7 protein-coding genes and 2 pseudogenes are annotated in these 11,479 nt (G+C 71.6%); 3 read left to right on the forward strand and 6 right to left on the reverse strand.

Annotated elements, in window-relative coordinates; genetic code table 11:
* Positions 1–495 (reverse strand): annotated as a pseudogene (locus tag HET64_RS30180) (hypothetical protein); the annotation flags it as partial.
* A gap of 457 nt (positions 496–952) precedes the next feature.
* Here HET64_RS30180 and HET64_RS30185 point away from each other — a divergent pair.
* Positions 953–1,600, forward strand: a complete 648-nt coding sequence (locus HET64_RS30185; protein WP_215110324.1) for a bifunctional DNA primase/polymerase — start codon at positions 953–955, stop codon at positions 1,598–1,600.
* Between the two features lie 88 nt (positions 1,601–1,688).
* On the opposite strand, the gene ftsY is transcribed toward HET64_RS30185, so the two are convergent.
* Positions 1,689–2,897: a signal recognition particle-docking protein FtsY gene (ftsY, locus tag HET64_RS30190; RefSeq protein WP_215110325.1), complete on the reverse strand. Its 1,209-nt coding sequence runs from the start codon at positions 2,895–2,897 to the stop codon at positions 1,689–1,691.
* 193 nt (positions 2,898–3,090) lie between these two features.
* On the opposite strand from ftsY, the gene HET64_RS30195 reads away from it, so the two are divergent.
* Positions 3,091–4,074 (forward strand): LLM class flavin-dependent oxidoreductase, encoded by a 984-nt coding sequence (locus HET64_RS30195; RefSeq protein ID WP_215110326.1) that lies wholly within the window; start codon positions 3,091–3,093, stop codon positions 4,072–4,074.
* Between the two features lie 40 nt (positions 4,075–4,114).
* Here HET64_RS30195 and HET64_RS30200 read toward each other — a convergent pair whose 3' ends face one another.
* The 4 genes from HET64_RS30200 to HET64_RS30215 form a co-directional block, all read right to left on the reverse strand.
* On the reverse strand, positions 4,115–5,533 hold the full coding sequence (locus HET64_RS30200; RefSeq protein WP_215110327.1) for a sugar porter family MFS transporter: 1,419 nt from the start codon (positions 5,531–5,533) through the stop codon (positions 4,115–4,117).
* Positions 5,534–5,738: 205 nt separating this feature from the next.
* Positions 5,739–9,473, reverse strand: coding sequence for an AAA family ATPase (locus HET64_RS30205; protein WP_215110328.1), 3,735 nt, complete (start codon positions 9,471–9,473; stop codon positions 5,739–5,741).
* Positions 9,474–9,796: 323 nt separating this feature from the next.
* Positions 9,797–10,009: a hypothetical protein gene (locus tag HET64_RS30210; protein WP_003965973.1), complete on the reverse strand. Its 213-nt coding sequence runs from the start codon at positions 10,007–10,009 to the stop codon at positions 9,797–9,799.
* Positions 10,010–10,447: 438 nt separating this feature from the next.
* Entirely contained in the window at positions 10,448–10,729 is a 282-nt protein-coding gene (locus HET64_RS30215) for an acylphosphatase (protein ID WP_026291025.1), read from the reverse strand.
* A 223-nt stretch (positions 10,730–10,952) separates the two neighbouring features.
* On the opposite strand from HET64_RS30215, the pseudogene HET64_RS30220 reads away from it, so the two are divergent.
* Positions 10,953–11,479, forward strand: a pseudogene (locus HET64_RS30220) (CAP domain-containing protein); the annotation flags it as partial.

Here is an 11,479-nt window from a genome sequence, read left to right on the forward strand (position 1 = left end):
CTCCGGCTCGCCGGGGCTCCGGGCGGGTACGGGCACGAGCCAGCGCTGCATCGGCTCGATGAGGGCGGGCCCCGCGGCCAGCGCCAGCGAGCTGCCGAGGAAGCCGCGCCGGGCGAGCATCAGGTCGCTGCGGGAGAACTCGCTGAGCAGGGCGACGGTCTGGGGACCGGCCCAGGGCAGGTCGACTCCGGCCACCGAGGGTGACTGGTGAGCGGTGCGCAGACCGAGCTGTTCGATGGCGACGACGGTGCCGAAGCGCTCCGAGAACAGCTCGGAGAGGATGCGCGGGATCGGCTCGCGCGGCTGTTCCCCATCGAGCCAGCGCCGCACCCGGGAGGTATCGGTGCTGATGTGGAGGGCGCCCATCTGCCGCGCCCGCCGGTTCACCTGACGTGCCAGCTCGCCCTTGGACCAGCCACTGCGCACGAACCACGACCCCAACTGCCCGTTGGGACGCTTCCCGGCATCCGTGTCGCCTGCGCCGCTGCCACTCACTGGAACGCCCCCATCCCGCCGAAACCTCATCGCGCGAACCATTATCAGAATGCCGTGCTTCGGTGCTGTCCGTAAGGGAGTTGAGATCCCATCGATCTCACCGACATCACCGAACGTCATCGAACAGGAAATCGGGTTGCCCGCGGCATACCCGTGGGTGCACATACTCCCAGGGTTCGTGTACCGACGGTAATCCTACGATCACCCCTCCCGCGAGGGGGATTGAGGAAACGCCACCATTCGCCACCCCTTCGAATGAACCCGACCGCCGCTGAGCGCGCTTGACTTGGGCAACCAGGACCGAGAGCGAGCGAACGGATGCACTCGGGGGCGCGCACTCCGTGGCGCACTCCCTTTCGCACTACCGCGCACGCCACTCGATCGAGTTTCAGCGACGGAGGGTTACCCGAGCGACGCGGGTCGTAACCACCGACCAGCCGGACCCGTTGGAGGGGGCATGGGCTTCACGATCGGCGACATCCGGGAGATGCGATCCGGTGCGCGGCGACGCCACCGCGGCGCCGAGGGCACGACGGTGGCCGAGTACACGGGGCTGTGGGGCTGGGCGGTGACGCCCGGAGCACGGGCCGGTGCCGGCTCCTGCTCGTGCGGCGAGCCGGCCTGCCCGGCCCCGGGAGCCCACCCGCTGGACTTCGCCCGGGAGGTCCCCGCGGGCACCGGCCTGGACCGCGCGTCGGACGCCTGGGCCCGGACGCCGGGTGCGGCGATGCTGCTGCCCGTGGGCCGCGCCTTCGACGTCCTGGAGGTCGCGGAGGGGGCCGGGCGGCGCGCCCTGGTGCGGATGGAGCGGATGGGGCTGCCGTCGGGGCCGGTCGCGGTGACGCCGACCGGGCGGGCGCAGTTCCTCGTCGCCCCCGGGGCCGCCGCCGAGCTGCCCGAGCTGCTCTACCGGATGGGCTGGGACGACGCGGGCCTCGATCTGCGCGCCCTCGGCCCGGGGACCCACATCACCGCCCCGCCCTCCGACCTCGGCGGTCTCGGCCCGGTCCGCTGGCTGCGGCCCCCGCTGCTGGACACGGCGGCCGCTCCCCCGCAGGCGCGTCTGCTGCTGGGGACACTCGCGTACGTCTGCCACCGCTCGTAGCGCTCACGGCGGGCACGGAAGAACGGCGGACGGGCGGCGGACTCCTCACAGGAGCCGCCGCCCGTCCGCCGTACGGATGCGAGGGGGGTCAGTCGCCGATCAGGGCGTCCACGAAGGCGCCCGGCTCGAACGGGGCGAGGTCGTCCGCCCCTTCACCGAGGCCGATCAGCTTCACCGGTACGCCCAGCTCGCGCTGGACCGCGATGACGATGCCGCCCTTGGCGGTGCCGTCGAGCTTGGTGAGGACGATGCCGGTGATGGCCACGACCTCCGCGAACACCCGGGCCTGGACGAGACCGTTCTGGCCGGTGGTGGCGTCGAGGACGAGCAGGATCTCGTCCAGCGGGCCGTGCTTCTCCACGACGCGCTTGACCTTGCCCAGCTCGTCCATGAGGCCGGTCTTGGTGTGCAGCCGGCCCGCCGTGTCGATGAGGACGACGTCCGCGCCCTCGGCGATGCCTTCCTTGACCGCGTCGTAGGCGATTGACGCCGGGTCGCCGCCCTCGGGCCCGCGGACCGTGCGCGCGCCGACCCGCTCGCCCCAGGTCTGGAGCTGGTCGGCGGCGGCGGCACGGAAGGTGTCGGCCGCGCCGAGCACCACGCTGCGGCCGTCGGCGACGAGCACCCGGGCCAGCTTGCCGGTGGTGGTGGTCTTGCCGGTGCCGTTGACGCCGACGACCATGACGACGCCGGGGGTCTCGGCGCCGCCCTCGGTCTTGACCTCGCGGTCGAAGTCCGGGCCGAGCAGCGCGATCAGCTCTTCGCGCAGCAGGGTGCGCAGATCCTCGGGGGTGCGGGTGCCGAGCACCCGGACGCGCTCACGGAGCCGCTCGACCAGTTCCTGGGTGGGGGCGACGCCGACGTCGGCGGTGAGGAGGGTGTCCTCGATCTCCTCCCAGGTGTCCTCGTCGAGGTTGTCGCGGGAGAGCAGGGTGAGGAGCCCCTTGCCCAGCGAGTTCTGCGAGCGGGCGAGCCGCGCCCGCAGGCGGACGAGCCGGCCGGCCGTGGGTTCGGGGACCTCCAGCGCGGGCGGCGCGGGGGCCTCGGCGACCGGGGCCTCCTCCGCGGGCGCGGTGGCGTCCGGGAGGCCGACTTCGTCGATGGTGCGCCGCGCTTCGTCGCGCGGCGTCTCGGCCTCCTCGCCGACCTGCGGTTCGGCGGGAGGAGTGATGGTCGGCGCGCTCGGCGGCGGGGGCGGCAGCTTCTTCTTGCGGCTGCCGACCACGAGCCCGCCGACAAGGCCGACGGCGACCAGGGCGATGACTACAGCGAGGATGACGATTTCGACGAGTTCCATAACCCGTCCAGTATCGGCCACGGCGGTGCCGCGGGCGCGGCCCCTGCTGACCCCCCGGCGATCCATCGAGGCCATATGCACCTTTTGGCGGTAATTCGAACACCGCCCTCTACACATCTGATGCTACGTCAGCTACGGTGCCGCCCGCCCGTCAGACTGCCCGCCTGCCCGCCTCGGCGAAGGGACACCTCCGATGGCCTTCACAGTGGTCCGGTTCAATCTCGTCGATCCAGAAGCCGCACCCGCATCGCTCTCGGCCCGCTATCGCGCCGCCCTGGAGATGGCGGCGTACGCGGACGAGCACGGCGTCGACACGGTGCAGACCGAGGAGCACCACGGGGTGGCGAACTCCTGGCTGCCCTCCCCGTTCACCTTCGCCGGGGCGGTCTTCGGCGCCACCCGCCGGATCGCGGTGACCGTCTCGGCGATCATCGGCCCGCTGCACGATCCGCTGCGTCTCGCGGAGGACATCGCGGTGCTGGACCTGCTGAGCGCGGGCCGGCTGGTGACGGTCGCGGGGATCGGCTACCGCCCCGAGGAGTACGAGCGGGCCGGGGTCGAGTGGGGGCGGCGCGGCAGGCTCCAGGACGAGCTGCTGGAGACGCTGCTGGCGGCGTGGACCGGGGAGCCGTTCTCGTACCGGGGCCGTACGGTACGCGTCACCCCGCGCCCGTACACGCGCCCGCACCCGATGCTGCTGGTCGGCGGCAGCTCACGGGCGGCGGCACGGCGGGCGGCACGGCTGGGGCTGCCCCTGTTCCCGAGCGCGCATCTGCCGGAGCTGGAGGCGTACTACCACGATCAGCGCGCGGTCCACGGGACGGAGGGCTTCTGCATGATGCCCGCGGAGCGCACACCGCTGCTGCACGTCTCCGAGGACCCGGACCGTACCTGGGCGGAGTACGGCGAGCATCTGCTGCACGAGGCGCGGACGTACGCCTCCTGGCAGTCCAAGGACATCCGCTCGGCCGTCCGCTCGGCGGCGACGACGGTTGCGGGGCTGCGCGAGGAGGGCGTCTACCGGATCGTCACGCCGGACGGGCTGAAGGCCCTGGAGGCGGAGAGCCTGGTGCTGCACCCGCTGTGCGGCGGGATGCCGGTGGAGGAGGGGTGGCGGAGCCTGCGGCTGTTCTGCGAGGCCCTGGCCCCGGAGAAGCCGACGGCCCCGGCTCGGTGAGCCGGGGCCGCGCGGTTCGAGGAGAGGGGCAGCGGGGGATTCAGCCCATCTCCTCCAGCGCCTTGCCCTTGGTCTCCTTCACGAACTTGAGCACGAAGGGGATCGAGAGCACGGCGAAGCAGGCGTAGATGATGTACGTCCCCGAGAGGTTCCAGTCCGAGAGGCTCGGGAAGCTGGCGGTGATCGCCCAGTTGGCGATCCACTGCGCGAACACGGCGACGCCGAGGGCGGCCGCGCGCAGACGGTTCGGGAACATCTCACCCAGGAAGACCCAGACGACGACACCCCACGACAGGGCGAAGAAGAGCACGAAGACGTGGGCGGCGATCAGAGCGACCGTGCCCTGCGTGGTCGGCAGCTTGCCGTCGACCAGGTCCGCGGAGAACGCCCACGCCTCGACGGCGAGCGCGACGGCCATGCCGACCGAGCCGACGAGGGCGAGCGGCCTGCGGCCCACCCGGTCGACGAGCACCATCGCGATCACCGTGCCGATGATGTTGATGATCGACGTGGTGAACGAGTAGAAGAACGAGTCGGTCGGGTCGATGCCGACGGACTGCCACAGCGTCGCCGAGTAGTAGAACGCGACGTTGATGCCGACGAGCTGCTGGAACATCGACAGGCCGATGCCGACCCAGACGATGGGCAGGAAGAAGAAGCGGTTGCCGAGCAGGTCCTTGAAGGAGGACTTGTGCTCGCCGTGCATGGCGGTCTCGATCTCGGCCACCCGGGCGTCGAGGTCGATGTTCTTGCCCTCGACCTCTTCGAGGATCTTGCGGGCCTCGGCCTTCTTGCCGACCGAGATGAGGAAGCGCGGGGACTCGGGGATGGCGAAGGAGAGCAGCCCGTACAGGATGGCCGGGACGACCATCACGCCGAGCATCCACTGCCAGGCCTCCAGGCCGAGGATCTTGCCGCGCTGGTCGCCGTCGGCGATCTGGAGGACGGCGTAGTTCACCAGCTGGGAGATGGCGATACCGATGACGATCGCGGCCTGCTGGAAGGAGCCGAGCCGGCCGCGGTAGGCGGGCGGCGAGACCTCGGCGATGTAGGCCGGGCCGATCACGGAGGCCATGCCGATGGCGAAGCCGCCGATGATGCGCCACATCGCCAGGTCCCAGAGCGCGAACGGCAGCGCGGAGCCGATCGCGCTGGCCGTGAAGAGCACCGAGGCGATCTGCATGCAGCGGATGCGGCCGATCCGGTCCGCGATCCGGCCGGCGGTGGCCGCACCGATCGCACAGCCGATCAGCGCGATGGCGATGACCTGGGCGAGCGTGCCGGAGCCGATGTCGTACCGGTCGCGGATCGCCTCGACGGCCCCGTTGATGACGGAGCTGTCGTAGCCGAAGAGGAAGCCGCCCATCGCCGCGGCCGCGGTGATGAAGATGACATGGCCGAGGTGGTCCGGATGGGCCGCCCGGGCCCCGGACTCGGGTCCGTTCGCAGTGCTGGTCACGTGAACTCCTGATGCCTGGCCGCAAGTCAGACGTGGGGGGTGAGCCTTCCCAGTGGGGCACAACATTCGGCCCGCCACCACTTGAAGGCGAAATCAACTTCGCAGAGGCTATGCGTTCAAGAAGCGAAGTCAAACAGCGGGTCGATCCCCGTCTACCCAGGAGTGCACAAAAGGTGCGTTGAACTTCTGATGATTCGGTAAAAAGTCAGCGCAGTCGTTGGCTGATGACCTTCGAGACCCCGTCGCCCTGCATGGACACGCCGTACAGCGCGTCGGCGACCTCCATCGTCCGCTTCTGGTGGGTGATCACGATCAGCTGGGAACTCTCCTGGAGCTCCGCCATGATCCTGATCAGCCGCTGCAGGTTGGTGTCGTCGAGCGCGGCCTCGACCTCGTCCATCACATAGAACGGACTGGGCCGGGCCTTGAAGATCGCGACCAGCAGCGCCACCGCCGTCAGGGACCGCTCGCCGCCCGACAGCAGGGAGAGCCGCTTCACCTTTTTGCCCGGCGGACGCGCCTCGACGTCCACCCCGGTGGCGAGCATGTTCTCCGGGTCGGTCAGGACGAGCCGCCCCTCGCCGCCGGGGAACAGCCGCGAGAAGACCCCCTCGAACTCACGGGCGGTGTCCCGGTAGGCCTCCGTGAAGACCTGCTCGACCCGCTCGTCGACCTCCTTGATCACCTGGAGCAGATCGGCCCGGGTCTTCTTCAGGTCTTCAAGCTGCTCGGAGAGGAACTTGTGCCGTTCCTCCAGCGCCGAGAACTCCTCCAGGGCAAGCGGATTCACCTTCCCGAGTTGCTGGTACGCCCGTTCGGCCGACCGCAGCCGCTTCTCCTGCTCGGCCCGCAGATACGCCTTCGGCCGGTTACGGGGATGCTCCGGGTCCTCCGGCAGCTCCTCGCCCTCGGCGGCGGGCGACGGCGGCACGAGCTGGTCCGGCCCGTACTCGGAGACCAGCCCCGCGGGCTCCACGCCCAACTCCTCCAGGGCCTTCGTCTCCAGCTGTTCGATCCGCAGCCGCTTCTCCGCGCCGAGCACCTCGCCCCGGTGGACCGAGTCGGTGAGCTTGTCCAGCTCGCCCTTCAGCCCCCGGCCCCGGTCACGCTCGACGGCCAGCTCACGCTCCCGCTCGCCCTTCGCCGCCTCGGCCGCCGTCCGCTCCTGGTCGGCCCGTACGAGGGACACCTCGACGTGCGCCAGCAGCTGACGGGCGCCCGAGGCCACGGCGGAGGCGACCTCGGCCTCGTACCGCAGCCGGGCCCGGCGCTGTTCGGCACGGGCACGCGCCTCCCGTTCGACGCGGGCGGCCCGGTCGAGCGCATCGGCACGGCCGGCCAGCGCCTTGACCCGCTCCTCGTGGGTACGTGCCTGGAGCCGGGCCTCCATCTCGGTCTGGCGGGCGTTGGCCCCGTCGGCGGCGAGCCGGTCCCGCCGCGACGTGTCGGGCTCCTCATCGGCCGGGGCCTCCTCGGCGACCAGCAGCCGTTCGGCCAGTTCCTCGGCCTCCTCCGTCGCCCGCTCCAGTGCCTCCTGGGCGCGGGCGGCGGACGCGGTCATGCGCTCGGCCTCGCCGGCCGCGCCCCGCGCCTGCCCGGCGAGCCGCCCGAGCTGCTGGGCGAAGCCGGACTTCTCCCGCTCGGCCGCCCGGCGGCGCTCCCCCAGCTCCTCGACGAGCGCGGTCTGCTCCGTGCGCCGCTCCCCCGCCAGCCGCTGGGCCCCGGCGAGCTCCTCGCACCGCACGGCGAGGTCGGCCAGCTCGGCGGCGGCCTCGTCGACGGAGACCTGCACCTCCAGGAGGCTGGGCGCCCCGGCCGACCCGCCCTGGGCGAAGTGGGCGGAGAGCACATCGCCTTCAGCGGTCACGGCGGTGATCCCGGGGTGCGCGGCCACCAGTTCCTCGGCGTCCTCCAGCGTCCCGACGACCACCATGTCCTGTACGAGGCTGCGTACGGCCCCGAGCAGCGCGGCGGGCCCGCGCACCAGGTCGGCGACGGCGGGCGCGGCGAGGACGGTGGTCGTCCCGGCACGGCCCGCCGGGTGCGCCGCGGCGTCCGTGCCACTCCGCGCCGCCGCCCCGGGTTCCGTGCCCCCCTGCGCGGGCAGCACGGCGGGCGCGGGCTTCTCCGCCGCCTCCCGTACAGGTGCCTGCTCCGGTACGTGACGGGGCGCGGCGGCAGCCCTGTCCGCGAGGTCCGCGCCGTGCACGCTGTCCGCGAGGTCCGCGCCCAGCAGCATCGCCGCGCGTCCCGCGTCCCGTTCGCGCAGCAGCCGGATCGCGTCGGCGGCCGTGGCCGGGTCCGTGACGGCCACGGCGTCCGCCGCCGTGCCGAGGGCGGCGGCGACCGCGATCTCGTAGCCGGGCTCGATGGTCAGCAGTTCGGCGGCCGGGCCCAGAAGACCGGCCGGCCGGTCCCGGGCCCCGAGCAGCGCGCCCGTACCGTCCTTGCGGCGCAGCCCCAGGGCCAGCGCCTCGTGCCGGGCCGCGACCGCCGCCCGCCTGCGCTCGGCGGCGGTCGCCTCGTCGCGCGCCGTGCTGTGGGCGGCCCGGGCCTCGGCGAGGGCCTGCTTGGCCTCCTCGTGGCGGGCGGTCAGCTCCTCGTCGTCCGCGTCCAGCCCCTCGACCTCGGCCCTGAGCTGCTCGTACTCCTCCTGGGCGCTCGCCGCGCGCTCCCGCGCTTCGTCGCGCGAGGCGGCCAGCCGGTCGATCTCGGCCTGTGCCGAACCGGCCCGGCCACGGGCCGCGTTGACCTGGCCGTTCAGCCGGGCGAGCCCTTCACGCCGGTCCGCGATGGCGCGGGCCGCGTCCTTGAGCCGGCGTTCCTCGGCGGCCAGCTCGCGTTCCAGGTCGGCGCGGTGGGCGACGGTGTCCTCCAGCGCGTGCTCGGCCGCCTCCAGGGCCGCCGTCAGCTCCGCCTCCTGCTCGCGGATCCGGGCGGCCTCGCGCTCCAGGTCCTCGGGGTCGCGGCCCCGGCGCTCCTCGGCGGGCGCCCCGGAGGCGCTGCGCACCCGGGCGTCGGCCAGCGAGATCGTGCCGCGGACCCGTTCGGCCAGCTGCGACAGCTCGTACCAGGTCTGCTGGGCGCGCTGGAGCCGGGGCGCGAGCCGGCGCACCTCGCCCTCCAGCTCGGCCTCGCGGGCGAGCGCCGTCCTCAGCTCGGCCTCGGCCGTGTCCCTCAGCTTCTTCAGCTCCGCCTCGTCGGCGATCTCGTCGCGCAGCGCGTCCCGCAGGGTCACCAGGTCGTCGGCGAGGAGCCGGAGCCGGGCGTCGCGCAGGTCGGCCTGGATGACGGCGGCCCGGCGGGCGACGGCGGCCTGCCGGCCGAGCGGCTTGAGCTGGCGGCGCAGTTCGTCGGTGAGGTCCTGGACCCGGGCCAGGTTGGCGCCCATCGCGTCCAGCTTCCGCAGCGCCTTCTCCTTCCGCTTGCGGTGCTTCAGGACCCCCGCGGCCTCCTCGATGAAGGCCCGGCGGCCCATCGGGTCGGCGTGCAGCACGGAGTCCAACTGGCCCTGCCCGACGATGACGTGCATCTCACGGCCGATGCCGGAGTCGGAGAGGAGTTCCTGGATGTCGAGCAGCCGGCAGGTGTCGCCGTTGATCTGGTATTCGCTGCCGCCATTGCGGAACATGATCCGAGTGATCGTCACTTCGGCGTACTCGATGGGCAATGCGCCGTCGGAATTGTCGATGGTCAGCGACACTTCGGCGCGGCCGAGCGGGGGCCGCCCGGTCGTCCCGGCGAAGATCACGTCTTCCATCTTGCCGCCGCGCAGGGATTTGGCGCCCTGTTCCCCCATGACCCAGGAGAGCGCGTCCACCACATTGGATTTGCCGGATCCATTGGGACCGACGACACAGGTGATCCCCGGTTCGAACCGCAGGGTGGTGGCGGACGCGAACGATTTGAAACCACGCAGGGTCAGGGCCTTGAGGTGCACGCCGCCGGACTCTACCTTTCGCTCTCGGTTTCGCTGATGAAGGTGCAGGGCACATCAGACGGTAAGCGAAGGCCGGTACGTCCGGGGCGGGGGCCGGGCAAAGAAAAAGGGACGCCGAGGCGTCCCTGTGAATCTTGCTGATGTCTGCGTGAATCCAGCTGCCGGTCCTGCGCCGTGCATCGCAGAACGACCGGACAACGACGTCCCCGGCGATGCGGGGACCCCGGTGTTCGGGGACGGCGATCCGTGACGCAGAACGAATCAGAGATGTTCCGAGGCTACTGAGCGTGCCCGGCCCGACCGGCCCGATGGGGCCAGAATGGTCAGGTCAGCGCAGGCTCGCCCTGGGGTACGTCGATGTCGATGCTGTCGAGCAGCGACTCTTGGTGCTGGGCGGCGGCGTTGAGCGCGTCGTTCTCGTCCTGGATCCGGTTGAGCTCGGATTCCAGGTCCTGGACGCGCTGCTGGAGCCGTCGCATCTCGGCGAGGAGTCGCGGGTCGGAACCGCCGACGTAACCGAGAAGCGCCTTTGCCATGATGGATGGTCCTCCACAATGAGTGACCGACCGATGCGGTGTGGGTCGTCTGGGGATCGCACCCGCGGTGCTCGGCAGGGCTCTGTCACCACTGCGGTTATGCTGCTAATCAGCTCTACCGAACAGCTAAGGTGCGCGGGGTTTTCAGCGTCTCACCAAAAAGTTTGACGGTCAACACGATCACACCCTGTGTACCCGGGCGTCCCGGGGGCGCGCCGCCGGACGATCATGCGGCGCGACTCTCCTGCGGGACCCCGAGGGGTGTGCGGATCTTCGTCAATGCCGCAGCCTTGCACGACATCCCGTATCTGGCAACCATCGGCCGCCGCCGGGTCCCGTCGCAGGTCATTTCGGGTGCGGGGCCCGAATGGGCGTTCCGGTGACTGTTCGGCGCGCGGCGTTCACCGAGCGGTTCCGACGGGCCCGCGCGGGGCGGGATCAGCGGATGGCGAATCCGTCGTATCCACCGCGCGGGGTGTCCCAGATCTCAGTGACTCCGTCCACGCGCCCGGGTGTGTCGTCGGACCGCAGCCAGTCCAGCAGGCGGTGGCAATTCTCACGCGGCCCTTCGGCCACGATCTGCACCCTGCCATCGTCCAGATTGAGGGCGAACCCGATGAGACCGCCGATCTCCAAAGCATTTGCCCTGGTGAACCAGCGGAAGCCTACTTGCTGTACCCGGCCGCGTACCCAGACGACGAGGCGCGCTTCTTCGTTCATGCCCGAACGCTAACCGGCCAATTGCCCGTGAAGCACGTCGCCCCCTTTCGGCCATGGGCTACAGTCCCGTCGGAACAGCCTCACTCGATCGGGTGAGCATCGGATGGGTGTCGGCGGAAAGTCGATCAAGCGGCGACATTCACCCGGCATGCCACCGAATTCGATCAACGGGGCAGTCGAGCGACGTCGCCAGGACGTCCGGAGTAGCAGGAAGGCACAGCGCATGGGACGCCACCGACGATCCGCCGCAGGCCCCGCCGCTGAAGAACCCGCGGCCGGGGGCGCTTCGCGACGCCGGGGCACGCGCCGCAAGAAGTCCACCGTGCCGATCCGCACCGGACTCCTCGGCGTCTCGGCCGCCGTGGCCGTCGGCGCGGTCGCCGTCGCCTCGGGGCTGATTCCCGGCGGAGACACCTACACCTCCGGCAACACCACCGCCGCCGACCAGGTGCGCACCGGCGGCGCTCCGGACCTGCTGACGCAGGGTGGCAGCTCCACCGCGCCGGCCGACCGGTCCGCCTCGCCGACCAGCCGGGGCTCCGAGCGCCCGGGGACACCGGGCAAGGCTCCGTCGACGACACCGTCCAAGACGCCCTCGGCCTCGCCCTCGAAGACGCCGTCGAAGTCGGCCGCCCCCGCCACGCCGAAGGAACCGGCGGCCACCCCGTCCCGGAAGGCGAAGGCGCCCACCGCCCCGAAGACCCCGGAGAAGAGCGCCCCGGCGAGCAAGGCCCCGGCCCCGCCGAAGAC

The sequence above is a fragment of the Streptomyces sp. McG3 genome (assembly GCF_018619185.1).
In the GTDB taxonomy this organism is placed as follows: domain Bacteria; phylum Actinomycetota; class Actinomycetes; order Streptomycetales; family Streptomycetaceae; genus Streptomyces.

Coding starts and splice junctions, on each gene's coding strand:
- HET64_RS30185 (WP_215110324.1), top strand. CDS start 953: ATGGGCTTCACGATCGGCGACATCCGGGAGATGCGATCCGGTGCGCGG.
- ftsY (WP_215110325.1), bottom strand. CDS start 2,897: ATGGAACTCGTCGAAATCGTCATCCTCGCTGTAGTCATCGCCCTGGTC.
- HET64_RS30195 (WP_215110326.1), top strand. CDS start 3,091: ATGGCCTTCACAGTGGTCCGGTTCAATCTCGTCGATCCAGAAGCCGCA.
- HET64_RS30210 (WP_003965973.1), bottom strand. CDS start 10,009: ATGGCAAAGGCGCTTCTCGGTTACGTCGGCGGTTCCGACCCGCGACTC.
- HET64_RS30215 (WP_026291025.1), bottom strand. CDS start 10,729: ATGAACGAAGAAGCGCGCCTCGTCGTCTGGGTACGCGGCCGGGTACAG.